The sequence below is a fragment of the Bradyrhizobium sp. WSM2254 genome, assembly GCF_000472645.1.
GTDB lineage: Bacteria > Pseudomonadota > Alphaproteobacteria > Rhizobiales > Xanthobacteraceae > Bradyrhizobium > Bradyrhizobium niftali.
In genome coordinates this window covers 182777-209263 of sequence record NZ_AXAB01000003.1, presented here as the reverse complement: position 1 = coordinate 209263, position 26487 = coordinate 182777, and the positions used below count along the sequence as shown (strand labels likewise).

The 26487-nt window shown below is 66.7% G+C and carries 24 protein-coding genes; 9 read left to right on the top strand and 15 right to left on the bottom strand.

Features of this window, described 5'->3' with window-relative positions; genetic code table 11:
* Nucleotides 1-17 precede the first annotated feature (17 nt).
* Entirely contained in the window at nucleotides 18-1829 is a 1812-nt protein-coding gene (locus A3M7_RS0105980; RefSeq protein ID WP_027543103.1) for an ABC-F family ATP-binding cassette domain-containing protein, read from the bottom strand.
* A 2-nt stretch (nucleotides 1830-1831) separates the two neighbouring features.
* Nucleotides 1832-2335 carry a YaiI/YqxD family protein gene (locus tag A3M7_RS0105975; protein WP_027543102.1) on the bottom strand — a complete coding sequence of 168 codons (504 nt, stop codon included), beginning with the start codon at nucleotides 2333-2335 and terminating at the stop codon, nucleotides 1832-1834.
* A gap of 106 nt (nucleotides 2336-2441) precedes the next feature.
* On the opposite strand from A3M7_RS0105975, the gene A3M7_RS49555 reads away from it, so the two are divergent.
* A complete protein-coding gene (locus A3M7_RS49555; RefSeq protein ID WP_027543101.1) occupies nucleotides 2442-3242 on the top strand; it encodes a MaoC family dehydratase N-terminal domain-containing protein in 801 nt (266 codons plus the stop codon).
* Nucleotides 3243-3422: 180 nt separating this feature from the next.
* Here the strand turns inward: A3M7_RS49555 and A3M7_RS0105965 are convergent, their stop codons facing one another.
* Nucleotides 3423-5795: a xanthine dehydrogenase family protein molybdopterin-binding subunit gene (locus tag A3M7_RS0105965; protein WP_027543100.1), complete on the bottom strand. Its 2373-nt coding sequence runs from the start codon at nucleotides 5793-5795 to the stop codon at nucleotides 3423-3425.
* Nucleotides 5796-6006: 211 nt separating this feature from the next.
* Here A3M7_RS0105965 and A3M7_RS0105960 point away from each other — a divergent pair, with 211 nt between their 5' ends.
* From A3M7_RS0105960 to A3M7_RS0105950, 3 genes are all read left to right on the top strand, one after another.
* Nucleotides 6007-7080: a Ppx/GppA phosphatase family protein gene (locus A3M7_RS0105960; protein WP_027543099.1), complete on the top strand. Its 1074-nt coding sequence runs from the start codon at nucleotides 6007-6009 to the stop codon at nucleotides 7078-7080.
* Nucleotide 7081: 1 nt separating this feature from the next.
* On the top strand, nucleotides 7082-7768 hold the full coding sequence (locus A3M7_RS0105955) for an RlmE family RNA methyltransferase (RefSeq protein WP_027543098.1): 687 nt from the start codon (nucleotides 7082-7084) through the stop codon (nucleotides 7766-7768).
* Between the two features lie 288 nt (nucleotides 7769-8056).
* On the top strand, nucleotides 8057-8752 hold the full coding sequence (locus tag A3M7_RS0105950) for a hypothetical protein (protein ID WP_027543097.1): 696 nt from the start codon (nucleotides 8057-8059) through the stop codon (nucleotides 8750-8752).
* 9 nt (nucleotides 8753-8761) lie between these two features.
* Here the strand turns inward: A3M7_RS0105950 and A3M7_RS0105945 are convergent, their stop codons facing one another.
* A complete protein-coding gene (locus A3M7_RS0105945; protein WP_027543096.1) occupies nucleotides 8762-10252 on the bottom strand; it encodes an MFS transporter in 1491 nt (496 codons plus the stop codon).
* Between the two features lie 499 nt (nucleotides 10253-10751).
* Here A3M7_RS0105945 and guaB point away from each other — a divergent pair, with 499 nt between their 5' ends.
* Complete coding sequence (guaB, locus tag A3M7_RS0105940; RefSeq protein ID WP_027543095.1) at nucleotides 10752-12245, top strand: IMP dehydrogenase; 1494 nt, start codon at nucleotides 10752-10754, stop codon at nucleotides 12243-12245.
* Between the two features lie 12 nt (nucleotides 12246-12257).
* Here the strand turns inward: guaB and A3M7_RS0105935 are convergent, their stop codons facing one another.
* Nucleotides 12258-14339 (bottom strand): methyl-accepting chemotaxis protein, encoded by a 2082-nt coding sequence (locus A3M7_RS0105935; RefSeq protein WP_049823230.1) that lies wholly within the window; start codon nucleotides 14337-14339, stop codon nucleotides 12258-12260.
* 184 nt (nucleotides 14340-14523) lie between these two features.
* Here A3M7_RS0105935 and A3M7_RS0105930 point away from each other — a divergent pair, with 184 nt between their 5' ends.
* Together A3M7_RS0105930 and A3M7_RS0105925 are read left to right on the top strand one after the other, a co-directional pair.
* A complete protein-coding gene (locus A3M7_RS0105930; RefSeq protein ID WP_027543093.1) occupies nucleotides 14524-15546 on the top strand; it encodes an NADP-dependent oxidoreductase in 1023 nt (340 codons plus the stop codon).
* Between the two features lie 160 nt (nucleotides 15547-15706).
* Complete coding sequence (locus tag A3M7_RS0105925; protein WP_027543092.1) at nucleotides 15707-16015, top strand: hypothetical protein; 309 nt, start codon at nucleotides 15707-15709, stop codon at nucleotides 16013-16015.
* 10 nt (nucleotides 16016-16025) lie between these two features.
* On the opposite strand, the gene A3M7_RS0105920 is transcribed toward A3M7_RS0105925, so the two are convergent.
* From A3M7_RS0105920 to A3M7_RS49550, 10 genes are all read right to left on the bottom strand, one after another.
* Nucleotides 16026-17090, bottom strand: coding sequence for a LacI family DNA-binding transcriptional regulator (locus A3M7_RS0105920; protein ID WP_027543091.1), 1065 nt, complete (start codon nucleotides 17088-17090; stop codon nucleotides 16026-16028).
* Nucleotides 17091-17130: 40 nt separating this feature from the next.
* On the bottom strand, nucleotides 17131-18159 hold the full coding sequence (locus tag A3M7_RS0105915) for a succinylglutamate desuccinylase/aspartoacylase family protein (protein WP_027543090.1): 1029 nt from the start codon (nucleotides 18157-18159) through the stop codon (nucleotides 17131-17133).
* 62 nt (nucleotides 18160-18221) lie between these two features.
* Nucleotides 18222-18566: a RidA family protein gene (locus A3M7_RS0105910; protein WP_018645782.1), complete on the bottom strand. Its 345-nt coding sequence runs from the start codon at nucleotides 18564-18566 to the stop codon at nucleotides 18222-18224.
* Between the two features lie 55 nt (nucleotides 18567-18621).
* Nucleotides 18622-19419 (bottom strand): transporter substrate-binding domain-containing protein, encoded by a 798-nt coding sequence (locus tag A3M7_RS0105905; protein WP_027543089.1) that lies wholly within the window; start codon nucleotides 19417-19419, stop codon nucleotides 18622-18624.
* 31 nt (nucleotides 19420-19450) lie between these two features.
* Nucleotides 19451-20179, bottom strand: a complete 729-nt coding sequence (locus A3M7_RS0105900; RefSeq protein WP_027543088.1) for an amino acid ABC transporter ATP-binding protein — start codon at nucleotides 20177-20179, stop codon at nucleotides 19451-19453.
* On the bottom strand, nucleotides 20166-20816 hold the full coding sequence (locus A3M7_RS0105895) for an amino acid ABC transporter permease (RefSeq protein ID WP_027543087.1): 651 nt from the start codon (nucleotides 20814-20816) through the stop codon (nucleotides 20166-20168). Before A3M7_RS0105895 ends, A3M7_RS0105900 begins: the two co-directional genes overlap by 14 nt.
* A 10-nt stretch (nucleotides 20817-20826) precedes the next feature.
* Nucleotides 20827-21486 (bottom strand): amino acid ABC transporter permease, encoded by a 660-nt coding sequence (locus tag A3M7_RS0105890; RefSeq protein ID WP_027543086.1) that lies wholly within the window; start codon nucleotides 21484-21486, stop codon nucleotides 20827-20829.
* Nucleotides 21487-21497: 11 nt separating this feature from the next.
* A complete protein-coding gene (locus A3M7_RS0105885) occupies nucleotides 21498-22793 on the bottom strand; it encodes an amino acid deaminase (RefSeq protein ID WP_027543085.1) in 1296 nt (431 codons plus the stop codon).
* Nucleotides 22794-22934: 141 nt separating this feature from the next.
* Nucleotides 22935-23777, bottom strand: coding sequence for a metallophosphoesterase (locus A3M7_RS0105880; RefSeq protein ID WP_027543084.1), 843 nt, complete (start codon nucleotides 23775-23777; stop codon nucleotides 22935-22937).
* 70 nt (nucleotides 23778-23847) lie between these two features.
* Nucleotides 23848-24462: a hypothetical protein gene (locus A3M7_RS49550; RefSeq protein ID WP_027543083.1), complete on the bottom strand. Its 615-nt coding sequence runs from the start codon at nucleotides 24460-24462 to the stop codon at nucleotides 23848-23850.
* A gap of 156 nt (nucleotides 24463-24618) precedes the next feature.
* On the opposite strand from A3M7_RS49550, the gene A3M7_RS0105870 reads away from it, so the two are divergent.
* On the top strand, nucleotides 24619-25041 hold the full coding sequence (locus A3M7_RS0105870; protein WP_027543082.1) for an MAPEG family protein: 423 nt from the start codon (nucleotides 24619-24621) through the stop codon (nucleotides 25039-25041).
* Between the two features lie 87 nt (nucleotides 25042-25128).
* On the top strand, nucleotides 25129-26430 hold the full coding sequence (locus A3M7_RS0105865; RefSeq protein ID WP_027543081.1) for an RsmB/NOP family class I SAM-dependent RNA methyltransferase: 1302 nt from the start codon (nucleotides 25129-25131) through the stop codon (nucleotides 26428-26430).
* Nucleotides 26431-26487 lie beyond the last annotated feature (57 nt).

The window sequence follows — 26487 nt, the reverse complement described above, 5'->3', positions numbered from 1 at the left end:
GGTTGGCGGAATACGCGCTAAGCCTGTTCAATTTCTTCGCGAAGCATTTCGAGTTCGAGCCAGCGCTCTTCGGCGGCGGACAATTCGTCATGCGCCTTGGCGATCGCGGCGGAGGTGTCGTCGAATTTCTTGCGATCCTTGGCGTAGAGGTTGGGATCGTCGAGCACGCGTTGCAGCTTGGCGATGTCGGCGTGCAATTTTTCCATCTTCTTCGGCAGTGTTTCCAGCGCGTGCTTCTCGTTGAAGCTCAAACGCCGCTTTGGCGCGGATGCGGGTGCCGCTTGCCGCTCCTCTTTCTTCTCCGCGGGGGCTTGGGCCTTCGCCGTCTCGCGCTTCAAGTCCGCGCCGCGCTGCGCCAGCATGTCGCTGTAGCCGCCGGCATATTCGATCCATCTGCCATTGCCCTCGGGCGCGATCACGGACGTCACGACGCGGTCGAGGAAGTCGCGGTCGTGGCTGATCAGGATCACGGTGCCCTCGTAGTCGCCGAGCATGTCCTCGAGAACGTCGAGCGTTTCCAGGTCGAGATCGTTGGTCGGCTCGTCCAGCACGAGCAGGTTCGAGGGCTTGGCCAATGCGCGCGCCAGCATCAGCCGGCCGCGCTCGCCACCGGAGAGGACCTCGAGTGGCGTGCCGCGCTGCTCTTGCGCGAACAGAAAGTCCTTCATGTAGCCGACGACATGCTTGGGCTTGCCGCCGACCATGATCTGGTCGCCGCGGCCGCCGGTCAGCGCCTCCGCCAGCGTCGATTTGGGGTCGAGGCTTTCGCGGTGCTGGTCGAGCGTCGCCATCTCCAGATTGGCCCCGAGCCGCACGGTGCCGGTGTCAGGCTGCATGCCGCCGGTGAGCAGATTGACCAGCGTGGTCTTGCCGGCGCCGTTCGGCCCGATGATTCCGAGCCGGTCGCCGCGCTGGATGCGGGTCGAGAAATTGTCGACGATCTTGCGCTCGCCATAGGCCATGGTGATGCCCTTGGCTTCGATCACCAGCTTGCCGGACTGTTCAGCCTCGGCGGCAGCGAGATTGGCGCTGCCGGCGGTGCCGCGATAGTTGCGGCGCTGGTCGCGCAGCGTGTGCAGATTGGCAAGCCGCTTGACGTTGCGCTTGCGCCGGCCGGAGACGCCGTAGCGCAGCCAGTGCTCCTCGTCGACGATCTTGCGGTCGAGCTTGTGCTGGTCGCGCTCTTCCTCGGCGAGCACCTCGTCGCGCCAGCTCTCGAACGAGGCAAAACCGCGGTCGATCTGCTTGATCCGCCCGCGGTCCAGCCAGGCGGTCGAACGCGAGAGATTGGTGAGGAAACGGCGGTCGTGGCTGATCAGCACCAGCGCGCTGCGGCGACTGTCGAGCTCCTGCTCCAGCCATTCGATGGTGGAGAGATCGAGATGGTTGGTCGGCTCGTCCAGCAGCAGGATGTCGGGCGAGGGCGCCAGCACACACGCGAGCGCCGCGCGGCGCGCTTCGCCGCCGGAGAGGTTGTGCGGGTGCTCGTCGCCGGTCAGCCCGAGTTGCTCGAGCAGATAGCGCGCCTGATGCTGGTCGTCGCCGGGCGCAAGCCCCGCCTCGACATAGGCGAGCGTGGTCTTGTGGTCGCCGAAATCAGGCTCCTGCGGCAGATAGCGGATCGTGGCGCCCGGCTGCACGAAGCGCGTGCCGCCGTCGGACTCGACGAGGCCGGCCGCGATCTTGAGAAGCGTTGACTTGCCCGAGCCGTTGCGGCCGATCAGGCAGACCCGCTCGCCAGTCGCAACGTTGAGCTCGACGCCGTTCAATAGCGGCGTGCCGCCAAACGTCAGCTTGATGTCCTTGAGTTGGATCAGCGGCGGCGCCATCGTCAGCCCTGGCTTGAATTCTGGCTCGTTGCGGCCGCATCAGCGCGGCGGCGCTGGATCCGGCGCAGCGTCTGGTCGAGCGCCGAGAGGAACGTCGACCGGTCGCGCGGTGCGAACGAGCGCGGGCCGCCGGTGACTTCGCCCGCCGAGCGCAGATCCGTCATGAGATTGCGCACCGCCAGTGTCATCCCGATCGATTCCTCGGTGAACGGCTTGCCGTTCGGCGCGATCACGTCGGCGCCCGCCTTCACGCAGCGGCTCGCGAGCGGAATGTCGGAGGTCACGACGACATCGCCCGACTTGGCGCGCTCCGCGATCCAGTCGTCGGCGGCATCCATGCCGCTACCTGCGGCGATGCGCTCGATCAAGGGATCCTGCGGCACGCGAATGAAATTGCCGGCCACCACGCGCACGGGCACGCTGTGCCGGAGCGCGACGCGGTAGATCTCGTCCTTCACCGGACAGGCGTCGGCGTCGACATAGATGCGGGTGGGCGTGTCAGTCATTGGCGGGGTGGTACCCCATTCGGACCGCAAAGGCGAGGGGATTGACCGGTGTTCCCCGGGGCCTACGATCGGTCCGTAACGACAAGAATTTTGGGGAAGGGCAGCCATGCCGAACCGGCTCGAGACCTACCGCGTCGAGGCCTACAACACCGCCAAACAATCCGAAAACAAGATGCATGACGACACGGTTGCGCGTCGCTTCGGCTTTTCCGGCGGGCTGGTGCCTGGTGTCGACGTCTTCGCCTACATGATGCATGTGCCGCTGGCGCACTGGGGCCGCGATTTCCTGTCACGCGGACTGGTCGAGGCCCGCTTCATCAAGCCGGTCTATGACGGCGAGAGCGCCGATGTCGATGCAACCGAGCACAATGGCCTGCTCACGATCGAGGTGTTTAGCCGCACCGAGCTCTGCGCCACCGGGACGGCCTCGCTGCCGGCGGCCGCGCCTGCGGTGGATTTGAGCGACTATCTCGCGGTCCCCGCAGTCGCCGAGCGCAAGCCGGTCAGCCCGGCGACCTTCGAGACCGGCAAATGGCTCGGCACAGAGCCGCGCCGATGGATCGGGCAGGCGGCCGCGGACTATCTCGCCGACATCAGGGAAATCGATCCGATCTTCGCGCGTGAGGGGCTCGGCCATCCCGGCCTGATCCAGCGCGTCATGAATCGCGTCCTCGTCGACAACACCATTTTAGGCCCATGGATCCACGCCGGCAGCCGCATGCAGCTGCTGTCGCCCGCGCGCGCCGGCGACGAGATCGTTGCGCGGGCCAAGGTGACCGCGAACTACGAGAAGAAGGGCCACCGCTTCGTCGAGCTCGACGCGCTGGTCGTCGCCAACGGCAAGACACCCCTGGCGCATTGCCAGCATACGGCGATCTATCAGCCGCGCGAGGAGGCTGCGGCTTGACTTCGCCTCTCCCCGCTTGCGGGGAGAGGCCGGAATACGCGCGTAGCGCGGATGCCGGGTGAGGGGGACTCTCCACAAGGACGGTGATAGTGGGACTCGCGGAGAGTCCCCCTCACCCGAAGCCTGCGCTGCGCTTCGGCTTCGACCTCTCCCCGCAAGCGGGGAGAGGTGAACAACAATCTACGCCGCCTTGCCCTTCGCGTCCTGGATCGCGCGCCACACCCGCTCCGGCGTCAGCGGCATGTCGATGTGCTTGATGCCGTGGTCGGAGAGCGCGTCGAGCACGGCGTTCACCACGGTCGACAGGCTGCCGGCGCAGCCGGCCTCGCCGCAACCCTTGCTGCCGAGCGGATTGGTCGTGGCCGGCACCGGGTGGTCGCCGACCGTCATGTTCGGCACGTCCTCGGCGCGCGGCAGCGCGTAGTCCATCAGCGAGCCCGTGATCGGCTGGCCGCTCTCGTCGTAGCGGACGTGCTCCATCAGCGCCTGTCCAATGCCCTGGACGACGCCGCCATGAAGCTGGCCTGCGACCAGCAGCGGGTTGATCACCGTGCCGAAATCGTTGACCGCGCTGTAGCGCACGATCTGCACCACGCCGGTGTCAGGGTCGATCTCGACCTCGGCGACGTGGCAGCCGTTCGGGAAGGCAGAGGGCACCGGCTCGCTGGTGTGATCGACGTCGAGACTATCAGGCACGCCCTCCGGCACCTTGCCGTCATGCAGCTTCTTGGCGAGCTCCATGATGTCGATGCTGCGGTCGGTGCCGGCGATGGTGAAGCTGCCGCCTTCGAACTCGATGTCGGCTTCGGAGGCCTCCAGCATGTGCGCGGCGGCGCGCTTGCCCTTTTCGATCACGAGTTTGGAGGCCTCGACGATCGCCATGCCGCTCGCCATGATCGAGCGCGATCCGCCGGTGCCGTTGCCGGTGTGAACGATGTCGCTGTCGCCCTGCACCAGCTTGACGCTCTCGAAGGGGACGCCGAGCTGGGCGCACAGCACCTGCGCGAACGGGGTGGCATGGCCCTGGCCGTAATCGAGCGTGCCGGTGATGAGCTGCACGCTGCCATCAGGGTCGAACACGATCTTGCCGAGCTCGGGGCTCGGCGGCGCGGTGACCTCGAGATAGGAGCCGACGGCGATGCCGCGCAGCTTGCCGGCCTTCTTGCTCTCCTTCTTGCGCTTGGCGAAATTCTCGTGGTCGGAGATTTCGAGCGCCTTGTTGAAGACCGCCTGGAAGTCGCCGCTGTCATAGGTGACGCCGGAGGAGGCCGGGAACGGCATCTGGTTCGGCTTGATGAAGTTGCGCTTGCGCATCGTCAGCCGGTTGATGCCCATCTCGTCGGCGGCGCGGTCGATCAACCGCTCCATATAGTAGTTCGCCTCGGGCCGGCCGGCGCCGCGATAGGCGCCCATCAGCGTGGTGTTGGTCAGCACCGTCTTGATGTCGATGCCCATCAGCGGCGTGCGGTAGACGCTGGAAAAGTTCTTGCCGGTGTTGAGCGAGAGCGGGCCCGGCGCAACGCCGGTGATGTAGGCGCCGAGATTGCCGTAACCGGAAAGCTTGGCCGCGAGGAAATGCCCCTCGGCGTCGAGCGCGAGCTCGGCATGAATCTTCTGCGCACGGCCGTGGCTGTCGGAGAGGAAGCTGGTCGAGCGCTCGTCCAGCCACTTCACCGGCCGTCCCAGCGCCTTGGCCGCGTACAGGATGCACATGTATTCGGGATAGTTGATGTTCTTCATGCCGAAGGAGCCGCCAACATTGGCGGTGAGAATGCGCACCTTCTCGTTCGGCACTTTCAGGTTCTTGGCGAGGTTGGCGCGGTTGCCGGCGACACCCTGCGTCGGAACCTGGAGCGTGTAGCGCTCGGCCTTCTTGTCGTAGGAGGCAAGTCCCACGCGCGGCTCCATCGAGACCACGGCGACGCGGGTGTTCTCGATGTCGATCTTGGTGACGTGGGCGGCGCCGGCAAAGGCCGCATTGACCTTGTCCACGTCGCCATAATGGTAGTCGAGCGCGACGTTGTTCGGGATGTGGTCGTAGAGCTGCGGCGCGCCGGGCTTTGCGGCCTCCTCGGGGTCCGTCACCGCCGGCAGCGGCTCGATGTCGAGCTCGACCGCCTCGGCCGCATCGCGCGCCTGGGCCAGCGTCTCCGCCACCACGAAGGCGACGGGGTCGCCGACGAAGCGGACCTTGTCGGTCGCCAGCGGCTGGCGGTTGGTCTGGAGCAGGGGCGAGCCGTCACGGCTCTTCAGCGGCAGGCCGCAGGTGAAGGGGCCATAGCCGGCCGCATCGAGATCCTTGCCGGTCCAGACCCCCAGCACGCCCGGCATCGCCTTGACGGCATCAAGGCCGATGCCGCGGATGATTCCATGGGCATGGGTCGAGCGGACCACCACGGCATAGGCCTGGCCGGGCAGGTTGAAATCGTCGGTGTAGCGGCCCTTGCCGCGGACCAGCGTGTCGTCCTCCTTGCGGCGGACGGGCTGCCCGACGCCGTATTTTTGCAGTGCAATAGCGTTTTCGAGCGTGGACGATTTGGTGTGTTCTTGCATGGAATTGACCTGAAAAGCCGGCAATTGCGCGTTTTGGGGGGCGCTTGGGGGCCGGACCCGTCAAAAATAGCCCACGGTCCCGTTCACGACAACGCACGAATGGGCATGGTCCCATGTGATGCGTTGTTGCGCAGGCCTGCCGCGCTGCTAATGTTTCAGGCGAAAAAGCAATTCCAGCTCGGCCCCAGCGGGCCGCGGAAAGACAGTTTGTATGAATGACCACACGCGGCTCCGCGACGGCCATGGGCCGCACGGTGAGCTCGAGGGGTCGATGGCGGCGGTGGCATTGGCCACTGAGCCGGCCGTCGCCGCGCAAGCGCCGGGAACCGGCGTCTATGCGGCGCTGGACCTCGGAACCAACAATTGCCGGCTCCTGATCGCCTGTCCGACCAGTGATGGCTTTCGCGTGGTCGATTCCTTCTCCCGGATCATCCGGCTCGGCGAGGGGGTCTCGGCGACGGGGTCCATCAGCGAGGCCGCGATCGAGCGCGCCATCGCGGCGCTCAGCATCTGCCGCGACAAGATCAACTTGCGGAGAGCGCGGCGGCTGCGGCTGATTGCGACCGAAGCCTGCCGTGCGGCCTCGAACGCGGAGGGCTTTCGCAGCCGCGTCGCGGCCGAGACCGGCATCGAGCTCGAGGTGATCGACCGCGAGACCGAGGCTTCGCTCGCCGTGCTCGGCTGCTCGCCGCTGGTCGATCCCAGGGGCAGGGGTGCGATCCTGTTCGACATCGGCGGCGGCTCGACCGAGCTGGTGCGGATCGAGCGCGATCCCACAAATCCGGAGCCGCGCATCAAAGCCTGGATGTCGATCCCGTTCGGCGTGGTCACGCTCGCCGAGCAATTCGGCGGCCGCGACGTGACGCCGGAGATCTACGCCGCGATGGAGCGGGAGGTCGCAAATCATGTTGCGCCGTTCGCGGAACAGCACGGCGGCGATCTCACTGAGATGCACCTGCTCGGCACCTCCGGCACCGTGACGACCCTTGCCGGCATCCATCTCAATCTCGCGCGCTACGACCGCCGCCGCATCGACAGCATCTGGATGAACGATTCCGACATCACCGCGACCATCAACAAGCTGCTCGGCATGAGCTACGAGGAGCGCGCGAACAACAGCTGCATCAGCGTCGAGCGCGCCGATCTCGTGCTGGCCGGCTGCGCCATCCTCGATGCGATCCGCCACGCCTTTCCGCTGCCGCGCCTGCGCGTCGCCGACCGCGGCCTGCGCGAAGGCATGCTGGTCGAGATGATGCGCGAGGACGGCGCGCTCAGGAGCTGGTGAGATGGCCAAGGACACCACCGGCCGCTTGCACGTCCAGGTCAAGACCGGCGGCAAGCGCAAATTGTCGTCGAAGCTGTGGCTGGAGCGGCAGCTCAACGATCCCTATGTGGCGAAGGCCAAGGCGGCGGGTTATCGCTCGCGCGCGGCGTTCAAGCTGCTCGAGATCGACGACAAGTTTCGGCTGCTGAAGCACGGCATGGCCGTGGTCGATCTCGGTGCTGCGCCGGGCGGCTGGAGCCAGATCGCCGCCAAGCGCGTCGGCTCGGTGGACGGCAAGGGCAAGGTTATTGCGATCGACCTTTTGGAGATGCCCGAAATTGCCGGCGTCGAGTTCGCGCAGCTCGACTTCATGGACAACGGCGCGCCGGAAAAGCTCACCGCGATGCTGGGGGGCGGCGCCGATGTCGTGATGTCCGACATGGCCGCCAACACGACCGGTCACCGCAAGACCGACCAGCTCCGCATCGTCGGCCTGATCGAGACAGCGGCTGCGTTTGCGTGCGACGTGCTCAAGCCCGGCGGGACGTTTTTGGCAAAAACGTTCCAGAGCGGTGCCGACGCCGAGCTGCTCGCCCAGCTCAAGCGCGACTTTGCCACGGTCCGTCACGTCAAGCCGGCCGCGAGCCGGCAGGACTCGTCGGAGCGCTACGTGCTGGCGACGGGGTTTCGGGGCGGGGCAAAGGATTAGCCGCAAACTCCGTCATTGCGAGGAGCCCGCGACAAAATTGCGAAGCAATTTTGCGCTGGCGCCATGAAGCAATCCAGACTGTCACCGCGCAACGATTCGAGATTACTTCGCTGCGCCCGCAATGACGAGAATAATTGTAGCCCGGATGAAGCGGAGCGCAATCCGGGACCTCCCGCATTGCGCTCCGCTCCATGCGGGCTGCGCCTAACCAACGCCGCCGTGGCGCCTGGAATGAACTGGATCGGGCTCCGCGCGACTAATCGCGTGACAGATCGATGGAGCCAGCACGTGAAGGGTAGGGCATTCTGGATCGGCCTGCTTATGGCCTGCGTGATCGGCGCCTGCGGTGATGCGGCTGCCGCGCAGCCGTCGGCTCCGCCTGCCGGGTACAGCATCGACGAGGAATTCACCCAGAAATCGCCGGACGGCGCGACGATCATCGAGCAATATCTGAACAAGGAGACCGACGACTGGAAATGGCAGTTCTGGGTCCGCCGGCAGGGCACACTCACGCTGCTCGATCCGGAGCCGGCCGGTTATCCTGCGGATTTCATCTTCACCAACGACCTGAAATGGATCGTTCGCGTCCAGAAGATCGGCTCCGGCACATTGACGCTCCATCTATATGGTCTCGATCCGCAAGGCGGCTATTCGCGCGCGAGCAACAAGCCGCTCGGCGACCTCGCTTGGGACTATTTGAAGACCAGGCCTGACTGGCGAAAGATCGTGAAGGAGCCGGAGTACCACGCCTCCGCATATCTGCTGGAAGGGCTCGAGCAGAACTATCGCAAGTTCGGCGTCGACTGGCCGGCGAACCGCTACATTCTGATCGGCCTGTCCGCGGATGCCGACGTCAAGGGACGCAAGCCGATGCAGACCGGCGTGGTGAACGGCTGGCACTGCCGATACGATCTGCAGACCGGCAAGTTCGATGTGCCCGCAATCTTTACGCGCAGCAACGCGAGGGCGGTCTTGCCGCGGTGAGCGGAGCTTCTACCCCAGCCTTTGATCCCGCACGTCCTGCGTGTCTTCCGTCGCCGCCTTGACGGCCGCCTTCTCCGCGCCCTTGCCGGCGCCCTTGCGGCTTGCGATCTCGGTCGCCTTGCGGCCGGAGATCTCGTGGCCGGCATCGGCGGGCATCTGCCAGAAGAACCAGCTCGACGCCGCCGAGGTCAGCGCGACCACGACGAAGGCCGGGGCGAACACGGTGGCGTTGAGCTCGCTGACATGGCTGAGCCACATCGTCGTCTCCACGGACGCTGCGCCGACGGCGACGCCGGCGGAGACCGCGAGCTGCTGGTTGACGCTGACGAGCGTGGTGGCGCGGCTCATCTGCGCGGTCTCGACCTCGGCATAGGCCACCGTGTTGATCGCGGTAAATTCGAGCGAGCGGAAGAAGCCGCCGACGACCAGGATGATCATGATGATGAGCAGCGGCGTCGTCACCGTGAACAGCGCGCAGGCGGCGAGGAAAACCGCGCTGACGATCGCGTTCACCGTCATCAGATTGCGGAAGCCGAAGGTGCGGATGATCCGCGCCGCCAGCGTCTTCATGCCCATGGCGCCGAGCGAGGAGGCGAAGGTGACGAGGCCGGAATGGAACGGCGACAGGCCGAAGCCGATCTGCATCAGGAGCGGAAGCAGGAACGGCAGCGCGCCGATGCCGAGCCGGAACAGGAAGCCGCCGAGCACGGCCGCGCGCAGCGTCGGCAGGGTCAGCAGCGAGAAGTCCAGCACCGGCGATCCCGTGCGCCGGGCATGGATGACATAGAGCGTCATCGAGATCGCGCCGCCCGCGATCAGCGCGGCGACCGTGCTCCAGGGCAGCAAATTGAGGCCGGCCACCGACAGGCCGAAGGCGATGCCGGCAAGTCCGATCCCGGCGAGCACCATGCCGTAGAGATCGAACGGCTCGCGCTCCTCGCTCTTGATGGGATCGATGAAGCGCAAGGCCATGAAGATGCCGAGCAGCCCGATCGGGATGTTGATCAGGAAGATCCAGTGCCAGGACGCGTAGGTCGTGATGAAGCCGCCGAGCGGCGGGCCGATCACAGGGCCTATCAGGGCAGGGACCGTCACCCAGGCCATGGCATTGACCAGCGCGCTCTTGTCGACCGAGCGCAGCAGCACGAGACGCCCGACCGGCGTCATCATCGCCCCGCCCATGCCCTGGAGGATGCGCGCGAACACGAAATCGGTGACCGAGGTCGAGAGCGCGCAGCCGACCGAGCCGACCATGAACACGCCGACGGCGATCGCGAACACCATGCGCGCGCCGAAGCGGTCGGCGGTCCAGCCGCTCGCCGGGATGAACACCGCGAGCGACAGCAGATAGGAGGTGATGGCGAGCTTCAGCGTCAGCGGGCTGGTGCCGATGTCGGCCGCGATCGCCGGCAGCGAGGTCGCGATCACCGTCGAGTCCATGTTCTCCATGAACAGGGCGGTGGCCACGATCAGCGGAATGACGCGTTGCTTGTCGACCATGACGGACTGGTAATGAAAATCGGAAGGAAGGGTGGAATTGCGGCTTAACACCGCCGCCGGGCCGCGACCATTGCGGATCGACGCATAGCACCTAAATCCTCGGTAATAACGGTGTGACCCTCTCTCCTGGGTTGCGCTCGATGGCGGAGAGGGGACATGGCGTGTCTCTCTCCTCGTCATTCCGGGGCGCGCCACTTGGCGCGAGCCCGGAATCCATTGGCCCGCAGGGACGTTGTGGGATGGATTCCGGGCTCGCGACGTCGTCGCGCCCCGGAATGACGGGGGAGGCCGCCGCCCGGCTATCCACGCTGAATTTACCCAAAAAGCCTGTGCATGGCTGGCCGGCAGTGCGATTTGCTTTGATTCGTCACGCGGCCGTGCTATCGACCCGCGTCAACCCCACCGATGGGCTCCGATTCTCTGGCGATGCCGCAAGGTGCGCCGAGGGCGGCGCTCATCCATAGCTATTTGCGGCAGGGCCGCAGGAAGGAGTTGGCAGATGGCCACGGTGCAAGTTCAAGGCATCCGCGAAGCCCTTACGTTCGACGACGTGCTGTTGAAGCCAGGCCTCTCGGACGTCATGCCGGGCGAGGTCGACATCCGCTCCCGCGTCACCCGCGCCATCCCGCTCAACATCCCGATCATGGCCTCCGCCATGGACACCGTCACCGAGGCCCGCATGGCGATCGCCATGGCGCAGGCCGGCGGTCTCGGCGTCATCCATCGCAATTTCGATCCCGAAGGGCAGGCCGCCCAGGTCCGCCAGGTCAAGCGCTACGAGTCGGGCATGGTGGTGAACCCGCTCACCATCAGCCCCGAGGCCACGCTCGACGATGCGCTCAAGCTGATGAGCGATCACGGCATCTCCGGCATTCCCGTCGTCACCGGGGCAGGCAAGTCCACGCCGGGCAAGCTGGTCGGCATCCTCACCAACCGCGACGTGCGGTTCGCCACCGACCGCCGGCAAAAAGTCTCCGAGCTGATGACGCATGAAGGCCTCGTCACGGTGCGCGAGAATGTCAGCCAGGACGAGGCGCGGCGGATGCTGCACCAGCATCGCATCGAGAAATTGCTCGTGGTCGACGAGCAATATCGCTGCGTCGGCCTCGTCACCGTCAAGGACATGGAAAAGGCGGTCGCCCATCCGCTCGCCTGCAAGGACGCGCAGGGGCGCCTCCGCGTCGCCGCCGCCACCACCGTCGGCGACACCGGCTTCGAGCGCACCGAGCGGCTGATCGACGCCGGCGTCGACCTCGTCGTCGTCGACACCGCGCACGGCCATTCGCGCCACGTGCTGCACGCGGTGAACCGCATCAAGCGTCTCTCCAACTCGGTGCAGGTCGTCGCCGGCAATGTCGCGACCTCCGAAGGCGCGCAGGCGCTGATCGATGCGGGCGCGGATTGCATCAAGGTCGGCATCGGCCCGGGCTCGATCTGCACCACGCGCATCGTCGCCGGCGTCGGCGTGCCGCAGCTCACCGCGATCATGGATGCGGTCGAGGCCGCGAAGAAGTCCGACATCCCCGTCATCGCCGACGGCGGCATCAAGTTCTCCGGCGACCTTGCCAAGGCGCTCGCCGCCGGCGCCGACATCGCGATGGTCGGTTCGCTGCTCGCCGGCACCGACGAGACGCCCGGCGAAGTCTTCCTGTGGCAGGGCCGTTCCTACAAGGCCTATCGCGGCATGGGGTCGGTCGGCGCGATGGCGCGGGGATCTGCCGATCGCTATTTCCAGCAGGACATCAAGGACACGCTCAAGCTCGTGCCTGAAGGTATCGAGGGCCAGGTGCCCTACAAGGGCCCGGTCGGCAACGTCATGCACCAGCTCGCCGGGGGCCTACGCGCTGCGATGGGCTATGTCGGCGCAAAGGACATGAAGGAGCTGCACGACAAGGCGAACTTCGTCCGCATCACCGGCGCGGGCCTGCGCGAAAGCCACGTCCACGACGTCACCATCACGCGCGAGGCGCCGAACTATCCGGGCGGGGGTTAGTCTCGCGCGGCCTCAGGCCGCGCGGACGGCCTCGAGAAATTTCCCGACCTCGAGCTTGAGGCGGCTCGAATCCGAGGCCAGCAACTGCGCGGCGGTCAGCACCTGGGACGAGGCTGAGCCGGTCGCGCTGGCGCCCTGCTGGACGTCGTTGATGTTGGCGGAGACCTGCTGGGTGCCGTGCGCCGCCTGCTGCACGTTTCGCGCGATTTCCTGCGTGGCTGCGCCCTGTTCCTCGACGGCCGCGGCAATCGTCGAGGAGATTTCCGAGAGTCTCTCGATCGTCTCGCTGATCGCCTTGATGGCGCCGACGGATTCCTGCGTTGCCGCCTGGACGCTTCCGATCTGCTGATGGATTTCCTCGGTCGCCTTCGCGGTCTGCTGCGCCAGCGCCTTCACCTCCGAGGCGACCACCGCGAAGCCGCGACCGGCGTCGCCGGCGCGTGCGGCCTCGATGGTCGCGTTCAGCGCCAGCAGGTTGGTCTGGCCCGCGATCGAGTTGATCAGCTCGATGACGTCGCCGATCCGGCTTGCCGCTTGTGACAATTCGCCGACGCGGTCGTTGGTGCGGCGGGCCTGCTCGACGGCATCGCCGGCGACGCGCGCCGATTCCTGAACCTGTCGGCTGATCTCGTTGACCGACGATGTGAGTTCTTCGGTCGCGGAGGCGACCGACTGCACGTTGGCGGATGCCTCCTCGGACGCGGCCGCGACGGCTGTCGTCAGCGTCCGCGAGCGATCCGCCGTCGTGTTCAAGGTGCCGGCCGAACCTTCAAGCTCGGTCGCTGCCGACGACACCGTGCTGACGATCTCGCCGATCGCGGTCTCGAAATCGCGCGTGATGACGTTGACGCGGCGGCCGCGCTCGATCTGCGCTTCGGCGTTACGGGCAGCATCCTCGTCGGCGAGCTTCTTCGCGACCAGCGCGTCCTTGAAGATCTGCAGCGCGTTGGCCATGGTGCCGATCTCGTCCTTGCGATGGCCGTCGGGGATTGCAACGTCGAGCTCGCCGTCGGCAAGCCGCAGCGTCGCTCCGGTCAGCCGCACCAGCGGACCGATCACCTGGCGCATCACGGCGATCACGACGGCGACCGAGGCGATGAGCACGACAAGCAGGGCCGCGAGCGCCCAGGTCAGCCGCATCTGCGCCTGTGCAATCGCCGCGTCGTTGGCCTCGTGGGCAAAGGCCAGGGCGGCGTCGCGCAGACCGAGCACGCTGTTCAGGACACGACCGATCCAGCCGGGCCACTCGGCCTCGCTGACCGGGCAGGGGCGGCCCTCGCGTGCTGCTGCGACTACCTCCCGGAACCGCGGCTCCGCTTCGGTGATCAGCGTCGTGCGCACCTGGTTGAAGACGCTTACCAGCGCTGGCGCATCGCCGGTATTGTGGACTCCCTGCTCGATCTGCGTCCAGATCAGCGCGACTTGACCGGTCAGCTCGGTGATGTCGACGCGTTGGGCCGGCGACATGGGCTGATTGCGGGCGAACAGGCCAAGCACGGCGGCACGTGCGCCATTGATGGCGCGCATCCCTTGTGCGCTCTGCGCCAACTGCGCCGAGGGCAGGAGATTCTCGATGTCGCTGCCGGTGTGCGACAGGCTGATCAAGGCTTCGCTTGTCGCCGCCGTGAGGGCGTCGACGGTGCGCGCAAGTCCATCCACGATCGCCGTCTGGCTGTCGGCGGGGCGCTGCGGCTTGGGCAGGACCACCGCCCGGCGCGCCGAGCTGCGTGTCTGCTGCAACGCCTGTTCGGCTGCTTCGATCGATCTGGTCGGCAGCTCCGCCGTGCGGATGGCCGCCTTGGCCGCGCCGATGGCCGCATCTGTGTTGGCGATGGTCTTGTCGAGCGCCGACAATTTCTCAGGCGAGGCCGGGTCGGCCGGGGTTGTAATCGCAAACCAGGCGGAGCGTTCGGCCGGAATGAGGCTGTTGGCCTTCATCACCAGCTCGAAGGCGGTCAGCGAGCGCGCGGCCGCCTCCCGCTTGCGCAGATCGCCCCATCCGCCCCAGGCGACCGCACCGGCGAAGGCTACAGCGAGAAGGCTCGTGATCAGATTGCCGGCCAGGACGCGCCAGCGCAGGCTTATGCCGCCCATCGCGCCAATCTTGAAGGAAGGTTCGGACGGCAGGGAAAGCTCTGGCACGAAAGGGCTCTTCGATCATGGGAGGGCCGCACAATTCTAGTTTGCAATCGCGACCAAAGCCTTAATTGACCAAGAGTTTGCTTCATTCCCACACACCTCCTAAATGACTGCAACAAGTAGTCAGGAGGAAGCCACCATGTCCCAAGCAAAACGCATCGTTCTCGCCGCGCGTCCCGTCGGCGAACCCAAGCCGTCTGATTTCCGCATCGAGGAATTCGCGCTCCCGACGCCCGGCGCGGGCGAAGTCCTGCTGCGCACGATCTGGCTGTCGCTCGATCCCTATATGCGCGGCCGCATGAGTGACGGTCCGTCCTATGCCGCGCCGGTGCCGATCGGCGGCGTGATGGAGGGCGAGGCGGTCAGTGAGGTCGCGGCTTCCAACAATCCTGATTTCGCGGTAGGCGACATTGTGCGAGCCCGTACCGGCTGGCAGTCGCATGCGATCTCCAACGGCAAGGGCCTGATCAAGGTCGATCCCAAGCTCGGTCCGATCTCGACCTCGATCGGCGTGCTCGGCATGCCCGGCATGACTGCCTATACGGGCCTGCTCGACATCGGCAAGCCGCAGGAAGGCGAGACCGTCGTCGTCGCCGGCGCGTCAGGTGCGGTCGGCTCGGCCGTCGGCCAGATCGCCAAGATCAAGGGGGCGCGCGCGGTCGGCATCGCCGGCGGCAAGGACAAGTGCGACTACGTGGTGAAGGAGCTCGGCTTTGACGCGTGTCTCGATCATCGCGAAACCGATTTTCCGGCCAAGCTGAAGTTCGCCTGCCCGAAGGGCATCGACGTCTATTTCGAGAATGTCGGCGGCGCCGTGTTCGAAGCGGTGTTCCCGCTGCTCAATCCGTTCGCGCGGGTGCCGGTCTGCGGCCTGATCGCGCACTACAACGACACCGAGGCCAAGCCGCCGAAATGGGCGGCCAGCATGATGCGCGCGACGCTGACCAAGCGGCTCACCTTCCGCGGCTTCATCGTCTCCGACTTCGCCAACCGCCATGGCGACTTCTTGCGCGACATGTCCGGCTGGGTCCGCGACGGCAAGGTCAAGTACAAGGAGTTCGTCACCGAGGGCCTGGAGAGCGCCCCCGGCGCCTTCATGGGGCTCCTGAAGGGGGCCAATTTCGGCAAGCAGCTGGTGCGGGTCGGGCAAGATAAGGCTTAGCTGCAAGGCCTAGTTGCACCAGAGCTACACTCCGGGTGGGGATAGTTAAAAAAGAGTCACCAAATGGTCACACCTGCCCGCAAAAGCCGCAGGTGTGACCGCCGGTTCATTGACCGGCGGGCGAAGGCATTGAATCATCGCGCATATTTTGGGTGTTGCGATGTTAGAGATCAGTGTTTTCAGCGTAATCCTTCTCGCCGCCGGCTATTGGACGACCATGTTCGTCATGGGCCGCCGCGACGACGTCATCCATGGCAAGTTCGTTCACGCCGAGGAGGAGGGCGATGTCACCCGGCCCGCGATGCCGGCACCGCCGCCATTCCCGAAGCGTCCGCTCAAAGCTGCGCAGCCCGCCGGTGTCCAGTCTGTCAACGTCCAGCCCGAGATGGCCGAGGCGAAGCCGGTGAACAGCGCGGCGCTGGAATCCTTGCTGGCTGCGATCCAGCAGGATCTCAAGAGCGTGGCGTAAGCCGCAATCTTCAAACGCTGCCGCGCTCGACCAGGAACAGCTCGACGGCGAGCCGCTGTTCGGCAAGCTGCGTGCCGGACAGGCGCGCCAGCAGCAGTTCGCCCGCGATCCGCCCCACGGCCGCCGCATCGAACGAGATGGTGGTGAGGCCGGGCGTGATCTGATCGGCGACGTCGTTGTCGCCGAAGCCGAGCACGGCGAGATCGCGCGGCACCGACAGGCCGCGGGCGCGCGCCTCGATCAGCGCGCCGGTTGCAAGCAGATCGTTGGCGCAGAACACGGCATCGACGCGGCCACCGCGGTCGAGCAGGGCGGTGAAGGCGGCACGGCCGTCGACGAGGCCCGTGATCTCACCGACGCCGATTTCGTGGACGATCTCGAGGCCGAGCTGTGCGGCTGCGGCGCGAAACCCGTCGCGGCGCAGCGCGCCACGGCCGCTGCTGCGGCCGATGAAGGCGACGCGGCGATGCCCGCCCTCGGCCAGCCTGCGCGCCGCCATCGCACCGGCATCCGCATTGGGCAGGCCGACCAGCATGTCGATGGGATCGCGCGGAAACGCCCAGGTCTCGATCACGGGAATGCCGAGCTCCAGGAGCGCGGCGCGATTCTCCTCGAGCTCGATGACGCCGGTGAACATCACCGCGGCGGGGCGGAGGCCGCGCAGCGACTGGATCATCGCGACCTCCTTGGCATAGGAGTAGGAGGTCTGGCCGACCAGCACCTCGAAGCCTTCGGGCTCCAGCGTCGCGGCGAAGCTGCGCACGGCGAGCCCGAACTGCTGGCTGAGGATGTTGGAGACGAAGGCGACGACCACGTTCGAGCGGCCCGAACGCAGCGCGCGCGCATGCGGGTTGGAGGCGTATCCGGTCGCCTCGATCACCTCGAGGATGCGCTCGCGGGTCTCGCGGTTGACCTTCTGGGGATGGCGCAGCACCCGCGACACCGTGATCGGCGCGACGCCCGCGCGCTCCGCCACCTCCGCGATGCGCGGCGGCCGTCCGGTCGCGCTGGCGCGGCCGGGCGGCGCCGGAATGCGCACCACGTCGTCATAGCCTGGCTTTGCCGGATCGGTCATCGAATCCCGAGGGTAATCGAAGTCGGTATCGTCTCCAAAGTTAGCGCGTCACGACCTCGTCGCGCGACAGCGCGCGGCCGACCTGGACCAGGCAGTCGCCGCTCTGGCTGTCGGTGTGCAGGCGTTGCGAGATCACGATGCCGTCGACCGGGAAGCGCAGCACTTCCTCCGGCAGTTCGGGGCGCTCGAAATCATGATACCAGCCGGCGACGTCGCCGGCCGCAACGCGCGCGCCGACCATGACCGCGGGCTCGAACCAGCCGCGCCGCGTCGCGAACACCGCCTGCGCATGGCTTTGCAGCGCCAGCAGCTCGGTGGCACGCTCGACCGGCGCGTGCGGCCCCAGCACCGGGGCCTGGACGATGCCGAGCGCGAGCAGCAGCCGGTCGACCGCGCGCGCGGTGAGCGCCATCGTTTGCGGCGTGACGGTGCCGCCGCCGCCGAACTCCCCTGACAGCCCGACAGCACCGGCGCGCGCGGCCGCCGCCATCGAGGTCGGCGCGGTGGCGCCGTTCTCGGCGACGAAGGCGAAGGGCATTCCCATCCCTTCCATCAGCCGCAGTGCCTGGCCGAACATCTCGGGCGGCCCCTGCCGCTCGATCAGCGCGCAAGGCACATGCGCCATCGACGTGCCGCCGGAGTGGATGTCGAAGACGACGTCATGGCGCGGAAACAGCTCGTGCTCGAGGAAGTGCGCGAGGCGGAAGGTCGGCGTGCCCGCGGCATCGCCCGGGAAGGCGCGGTTGAGATTGCCCTCGTCGAGCGGCGAGCGGCGGCGCGCCGCCATCACGGCGGGAAGATTGGCGAATGGCAGGATGGTGATCTCGCCCTTGATGGCGTTTGCATCCAGCCGGCGATAGAGCCGCGTCAGCGTGATCTCGCCCTCGTATTCGTCGCCGTGATTGCCGGCCATCAAAAGAAGCTTGGGCCCGGCGCCGTTCTTGATCCGGAAGATCGGGATCTTGAGCTGGAAGTAGGGCGATCGATCGATCGAGAAGGGAATACCGAGATGGCCGGACCATTTCTGGTCCTTCTCGAAATCGATCTCGTGGAAAAGTCCGGTATGCATGGCTTGCCTCGGGGCCGCATCGTCGCCGACGCCGGCCGAAGGTTGAAGAAAGAGCGCCGCGTTTACAGCAAGGCGACCGCGGTCATCTCGACGCGCAGGTCGGGATCGGCGAGACGGGCTTCGACGCAGGCGCGCGCCGGCGGATTGGCCGGATCGATCCAGGCATCGTAGACCGAGTTCATGGTGTCGAAGTCGGTGATATGCGGCAGGAAGACGTTGACCGCGATCAGCTTCGAGCGGTCGGAGCCGGCCTCCTTGAGCAGCGCGTCGATCTTGGCGAGCACCTGCTGGGTCTGCGACACGATGCCGGCCTTGCGGTCGTCGGCGACCTGGCCGGCGATGTGCACCATGCCGCCGGCGGCGACGGCCTGGCTCATGCGCGAGCCGACGACGTAACGTTTGATCATCTCGAAGTCTCCTTGTGAAAGCAGCTCCCGCGCGACGCGGGAGCCGCTTGTGAACTTACAGCGTCGGAAGCGTCTGCTCTTCCTTGAACCATTTCAGCTGAAGTGCGCCGAGCTTGCCGTTGAGCTTGTTGAAGAAGATGTCGGTGTTGATCCAGTTGAGCAGGTTCTGCTCGCCCTGGCGCACGCCGACGTGAGCGGGCGACTGGCGGATCAGGAATTTCAGCTCGACCTCCTTGGTCGGGTTCTGGTCCTGCACCTTCAGCGCAATGGCGCTGTTCTCGGCGAAGGTGTCGGCCTGTCCGGCGAGGAAGGCGGCGAGCGCGGCCGGCGTGTCCTCGAAACGCACCAGCTTCACCTTGGGTGCGTTGTCGGTGAGCCAGACGTCGAGCGTCGAGCCCTTCGCCACCGCAACGCTGCGGCCATCGAGATTGTCGGGCTTCTTGCCGGTGGCGGCGGGCAGCGACTTGGCGCCGTAGACGCCGAGATTCACCACCGCATAGGGCTGCGAGAACATCACCTGCTGGGCGCGCTCGGGCGTGGCGCCGAGGCCCGCGATCAGCATGTCGATCTTGTCCGACAGCAGGCTCGGGATGCGTGCTGGGCCCGTCACCGGGACGAGCTCGAGCTTCACGCCCATGTCGGCGGCGATCAGGCGCGCGAGATCGGCGTCGAGACCCGCGATCTCGCCCTTGTCGTCCTTGAAGCCCCAGGGCGCGGCGTCGGTCAGGATGCCGACGCGCAGCTTGCCGGAGCCGACCACGTCCTGGAGCTTGTCGGCGTGCGCGAGGTTCGGCGCGGCGATCACCGCGAGTGCCGTGGCTGCGATTGCAAAGAGGGATTTCAGTTGTCTCATGACTCTCTCCTGGTGGCGGATGGCTGGATGATCATTTCGATGAGGCGATGAAGCTGGCGAGCTCGGGGGTTTCAGGTTTGGCGAACAGTTTTGCAGGTGGCCCCTGTTCCCAGACGCGGCCCTGGTGCATGAAGACGATGCGGTTGGCGACGTTGCGGGCAAAGCCCATCTCGTGCGTGACCAGGATCATGGTCATGCCTTGCTCTGCCATCGCCTCCATCACCTTCAGCACTTCGCCGACGAGCTCGGGGTCGAGCGCGGAGGTCACCTCGTCGAACAGCATGAGGTGAGGCGCCATGGCGAGGCAGCGTGCGATCGCGACGCGCTGCTGCTGGCCGCCGGAGAGCTGCTCGGGCCAGGCGTCGATCTTGTCGGCAAGGCCGACGCGGGTGAGCACGTCCTCGGCAAGTGCGCGGGCTTTCGCCTTCTCGATGCGGCCGGTGAGGAGAGGAGCGAGGGTGACATTGCGCTCGACCTTCAGATGCGGAAACAGGTTGAAGGCCTGGAACACGATGCCGACGCGCTGACGGAATTTCTTCAGGTCGGGCATCCTGGCGTGGACCTTCTGCCCCTCGACCCGGATCTCGCCGGAATCGACGCTCTCCAGCGCATTGATGCAGCGGAGCAGCGTCGACTTGCCGGAGCCCGAGCGCCCGATGATCGTGACGATCTCGCCTTCCTCGACGTCGAGCGAGACGCCCTTGAGCACCTCGACCTTGCCGAATGTCTTGTGCACGTCGCGGATTTCAACGAGAGCCATCGAGGCGGGCCTCCAAGGAGCGGGACCAGAGCGTGAGCGGCAGGCACAGCGCGAAATAGATCGCGGCGACGAGCGCGTAGGTGAGCAGCGGCTGGAACGTCGCTGCGCTCACCACTTGGCCGGCGCGGGCCAGCTCGACGAAGCCGAGGATCGAGGCGAGCGAGGTGCCCTTGATGAGCTGCACCAGGAAGCCGACGGTCGGCGGCAGCGACAGCCGCAGCGCCTGCGGCGCGATGATGTGGCGGAATTGCTGCCAGGCGGAGAGGCCGAGGCAGGCGCCGGCCTCCCATTGCGCCTGCTTCACCGCTTCCAGCCCGCCGCGCCAGATCTCGCCGAGGAAGGCGGCGGTGTAGAGCGTGTAGGCGACGGTCACGGCAACGAGCGCCGGCACCTGGATTCCCAAAAACACCGGCATGCCGAAATAGAAGAAGAACAACAGCCCGAGCAGCGGCACGCTCTGGATCACCTGGATGCATGCCGCCATCGTCCAGCGCAGCCCGGCGAAGCGGCTGACGCGGCCCATGGCGAGCCCGAGTGCCAGCGGCGCGCCGAAGGCGAGCGCGAGCACGACGAGTGCGACGGTCCAGCGCAGCGCCGCGAACAGCGAGACGAAATCGATGAGGGAGAAGGATCGCATCGCTTTCCCCTCAGCGCCGTCGCGGCCAGCGGAAGGCCGCCAGACCGATGATGGCGAACAGCGCCTTGAACGACATCGCCATCGCGAAATAGACGGCGCAGATCACCGCATAGACCTCGAAGCTGCGGTAGGTGCGGCTCTCGATGAAACCCGCGACGTGGAACAGCTCGTCGGCGGCGACCTGCGAGGCGAGCGAGGTGCCGAGCAGCAAGAGGACGAACTGGCTGGTCACGGCCGGATAGGCGTTGCGCAGCGCCGGCGGCAGCAGGATGTGACGGAACACCTGCCAGCCGGATAGCCCGAGGCACTGGCCGGCCTCGATCTGGTTCTTCGGCACGGAGTCGAGACCGGCGCGAATGATCTCGACCGAATAGGCGCCGAAATACAGCGACAGAGCGACGGCGGCGGCCTCGAAGGCCGGCAGCTTCAGGCCGAAGGTCGGCAGCACGAAGAAGACGATGAAGATCTGGATCAGCGACGGCGTGTTGCGGAACAGCTCGATGTAACCGCGCACCAGCCAGCGCAGCGGCGTGATGCGGCCGTTCAGCGCGACCGCGCCGGCAACGCCGATCACGAGACCGGCCAGCGCCGCGATCACCGTCAGCTCGAGCGTGACGATGGCCCCGTCGATGAGCTGGTTCTGATAGCGCCAGAGCGGCAGGAAGTTCATCGCATGCGCTCTCAGCCGAACTGGGTGGGGAGGGCACGCGCGACGACGCCGTCGGCGTCGAGCCCGAGGATCACGCGCCAGCGGTCGAGGCAGGTGCAGGGATGCGAAATGCCGAAGGCGATGATGTCGCCGACGGCAAGGGCGCTTTCGGGAGCAACGGACAGGAACGCATGCTGGTCGTTGAGACGTGTTACCGCCAGCGCAGCGGCGAGCCCCGGCTGCTCGACGCCGTCGCGGAACACGCGCAACGGCACCGGCAGTCCCTGATCGAAGGAGGCGTCGCGCATGCCGAAACCGGCGATCGCGAGGCCCGTCTCGGGGCGCGAGAGCACCTCGGCCCAGAGCGTCAGTGCAGGGCGGAAACCCTCCGCCGCAGAGTGGCGCGTGCCATCGATGAAGAGACCGCCGCGACGGTCCATTTCCGCGAAGGCGCGGGCGTAGATGCCGTGATCGGCAAAGAACAGCGCGCCGGAGCGCAGGATCACGCCGGCGTTGCCGTCGGCCTGCGCGCTAGGTGCGAGCGCGCGCGCGACGATGTCGAAATAGGCCGAGCCGCCGGCGCTCATGATCAACGGCCGCTGCGGGGCGGCGGCGCGCACCAGCGCAAACGTCTCGATGGTGCGCTCCATCAGTGCCGCGATCGCGCGCATCGTCTCGTCGGGATCGGATGTTGCGGCGGCGCCCTCGTAGGTCGCAACGCCGCCGAGCACGAGCCGGTCGGCGGCGAGCACGGCCGCGATCGTCGCCTCGATTGCGGCGCGATCGCGCGCGCCGGCGCGGCCTGCGCCGAGCTCGACCAGCACGGACAATTCGCGGCGCCCCGCGATCCGCGCGGCCTCGGCGAGGGCAGCGACCGCGGCCGGTGAATCCGCGAAGGCGTGAAATTCGATGTCGGGATAGGCGCCGAGCAGCGCGCCGAGCCGCCGGCCGGCCGCGAGCCCGCCGATCTCGTTGGCCAGCAGCAGGCGCCGCTCGCCGCTCGCGAGCAGCACCGCGGCCTGCTGGATGTTGGCGACCGTGGTGCCCCAAGCGCCGGCTGCGCGCAGCGAGCGGGCGAGCTCCGGCGACATCGGGGTCTTGGCGTGGGGCGCGACCGCGACGCCTGCGCTCGTGCACCATTTGAGGAAGAGGTCGCGGTTGGCCGCGAAGGCGGCCTCGTCGAGGGTGAGGGCGGGCAGGGCAAGATCGCCGCGCGAAGGTGACCAGCGCTGGTCGCCGATGTCCTCAGTGGCCAGGCCATCGACCAGGGGAATGCCCCGAATCGTCGTCGAAAGGCGTTGGCTATCCCACCGGGACAAGAACTGCATCGTCGCTCCCTCGGCGGCCCTCGACCGCTGGGGGAACGATATGTTCGAATGACAACGTTGTCATTAGTCAAAATTGGCCAATATGGGGACAAGTTCGAGGCAGTGAGGTATTTGGATAGGGATTTGTGCTCGCGAATTGAGCTAGTGCTCGCCGCCCATCTGCAGGAGGACTTCCTCGATGTCGATGTCGACCTGGCCCGCGGCCCTGACGTGGCGGACCTCGAGACTGTCGCCCTGGAAGCGGTACTCGACGAGGCCGGTCTCCTTGATCGCGATCCGGTCCTGGCGCGCATCGTTGATCTTGAAGCCGACCGACGGTGCCCAGACGTGGCGTGTATGACGGAACGTGAAGTCGCGGCGCTGGTGCACGTGGCCGCTGGCGATGAGGCGCAGATCGACGCGCGCAAACATCTCGATCAGCCGCGCCCGCGCCGGCTGCGGCACGTAGCGGATCGCGGTCTCCGCTGTCTCGGGATCGTCGGGCAGGTTGAGGAACACCGGCTTGTGCAGGAACAGCGCGACCGGCCTGCCGTTCACGTGCGCGATCTCCTGGGTGAGCCAGTCGAACTGCTCGGCCTCGAACGCGAGCCCGGAATTCATCACCAGCGAGTTGAGGCCGATGAAGCACCAGCCTGCGGCCTCGAACGACCAATGGTCGTCGCCGATGACGTCGCGAAATTGCCGGCGGTGCGTCTCGCTGACCGGCGGCTTCGGCGCCGGTCCGATCGCGGTCGGATTGTCGCCGATGTCGTGATTGCCGGGGAGGTAACGGCAGGGAACGGGCAGGGCGTCGTGCAGGCCTTTGGCGAACACGACATCGTCGCGGCTGGTCGGCCCGTCGAAGGAGACGTCGCCGGTGTTGACGACGAGATCGGGTCTGTCAGCGTCGATGTGCTCGCAGACGCGGTGGAAGTTGGCGACCAGGCCGGGGAAGCGCCGGCCGAGATGGGTGTCGGAAATCTGCGTCAGGCGAAATGCGGACATGGGGCAAGGTGTAGCCCGGCGAAGCGTCGGAACGATGACGGCGCCTGCATCGTCCGCGATCGAACAAAGTTTAAAGCACGCGGTAGCGGATCGTGTAGGCGTCCTGCGGCGCGACGCTGCCCGCCAGCGGCGAGGCGATGCGGTCGGCGAGATGCCAGGGGCCGAACTGCTCGGAGCGATGCGGCTCGGCCGGAAGGCGGAGGCGGAATTCGAACGTGCCCTTGCCGGGCAGGCTCACGACCAGCACGCGGTCGGCGGTGCGGTGGTTGAGCGCCACCGCGCCGCGCAGCAGCGCGCGGCCGTCGGCGAGGTCGCGCACGCCGTCGACCAGCGCCAGCGTCTGGTTGCGGTCGGTGTGAAGCTCGATCTGGGAATCGGACACGGCCGTCAGCGTCTCCCTGGGCATGCGGATCTCGAACTCGACCGCGGGCTTGGACGGGTTGAGGCCGAGATAGGCGAGCGCGGCGTGGCGCATGTCGTAGGCGGCAAAGCCGAACAGGACGAGGGCGGCGAGCGTGGCCAGGCCATGCCTGACGACGTCGCGCCAGGTCCGGTAGCTCATGCGGAAATACACCGTCATCGCCAGCGCGACTGCGAGCGCCGCCGCGATGCCTGATAGCGCCGACATCAGGATGCCGAGCCGGCCGTCAGCGGATTCGGTCAAAAGGCTGAAGAGGGTGTTCATGGCGCTAGCTCGCCTTGGGCCCGAACGGGCCGAAATTGCTTTAACAATCGCTGGTTGGTCGCAAGAGCGGGAACGCCGGTTCAACTCGTTGATTGTCAGCGCCAGCAGTCGCGGCTAATGACGGTCCGCGGTGTTCCGCCTTACGGGAAAGTTCCGATGTCTGCCCAAATGGTCCTGCTGCCTGTCTTCGTGCAGGTCGGTCTCACCTTCGCGCTCCTGATCGGCATGGCGCTGGCGCGGCGCCGCTCGCTGGTCTCGGGCGAGACCAAGATCCGCGACGTTGCGCTGGGCGAACCGAACTGGCCCAAGAGCGCCACGCAAATCGCCAATTGCTACCGCAACCAGTTCGAGCTGCCGGTGCTGTTCTACGCCCTGATCGCCCTGGCGCTCCCCTTGCGCCATGCCGATCTCTTCATCGTGCTGATGTCCTGGGTGTTCGTGGTGACGCGGTTCGCCCATGCCGGCGTGTTCGTCTCCTCGAACGATTTCGGCCGCCGCTCCACGATCTGGCTCACCGGCGTGCTGGTGCTGCTCGCGATGTGGATCTACTTCGCGCTGAGGATGCTGTTGCTGATCTAGGCGCGCGCATGATCCGGAAAAGTGGATACCGGTTTTCCGACAAGATCATGCGCAAAAACAAGAAATCCTGACCTGAAAGATTTTGAAATGACTCCCGCTGCCCGGCTGTCCGCAGCCATCGAACTGATCGACACCATCGAGAAGGACCGCGTGCCCGCGGCCAAGGCGCTGAAGGAGTGGGGCACCGCGCACCGCTTCGCCGGCTCAGGCGACCGCGCCGCGATTGCCGGCCTCGTCTGGGACGTGCTGCGCCGCTATGCCTCGAGCGCCTTCCTGATGGACGCCGACACCGCGCGGGCGCGGCTGATCGGCATGCTCCGCCTCGAGCGCAACATGGATGCGGCCACCATGGCCGCCTTGTTCGACGGCAGCCGGTTTGCGCCGACGCCGCTGACGGAGGCCGAACAGGCGGCGCTCAGCCATCGCTCCCTCGAGGACGCACCGGCCGCGATCGCCGGCGACTACCCCGATTGGCTCGATCCGCATCTTGCAAAAGTGTTCGGCGAGGACCGCGCCGCGGAAGCGGCCGCGATGGCGAGCCGGGCGCCGCTGGACCTGCGCGTCAACACGCTAAAATCCAACCGCGACAAAGTGCTAAAGGCGCTTGCTCATCTTCATGCGAAACCGACGCCGTGGTCCGCAACCGGCCTGCGCATCGAGCTTTCGGCCGATGCGCGCAACCCCGGCATCCAGGCCGAGGAGGATTTCATCAAGGGCGCCGTTGAAGTGCAGGATGAGGGATCGCAGCTTGCAGCCCAGTTCACCGCGGCAAAACCCGGCGAGCAGGTGATCGATCTTTGCGCCGGCGCCGGCGGCAAGACGCTGGCGCTGGCCGCCATGATGCAGGGCAAGGGCCGCCTGATCGCCACCGACCGCGACAAGCGGCAGCTTGCGCCCATTCACGAACGCCTGTCGCGCGCCGGCGTCCACAATGCCGATATCCGCACGCCCAAGGGCGAGGCCGATCCGCTGGCCGACATCAGCGCCACGGCCGACCTCGTCGTGATCGACGCCCCCTGCACGGGAACCGGCACCTGGCGCCGCAACCCCGACGCCAAATGGCGGATGCGGCCGGGCGCGCTTGAGATCCGCCTGCGCGACCAGGCCGAGGTGCTGGAGCGCGCCGCACCGCTGGTGAAGCCAGGTGGCCGCATCGCCTACATCACCTGCTCGGTGCTGGCGGAAGAGAACGGCGAGCAGGTGAGGGCGTTCATCGGCCGCCATGGCGAGTTCGCCGTGGTGCCGCCGGAGCAGACCGCGAGCGTGCTCTGGGACAAGGCGGAGGCCTTCGCGGAAGCCGCCCAGCAAACGCCCGAGGGCTGGCTGATGACGCCGCGCCTGACGGGGACGGACGGGTTCTTCGTCTCGGTGCTGAAGAAGACCGCCTGACCAACGTTGTCATTCCGGGGCTCCCGCAGGGCGAGCCCGGAATCCATGGCGCGGCAG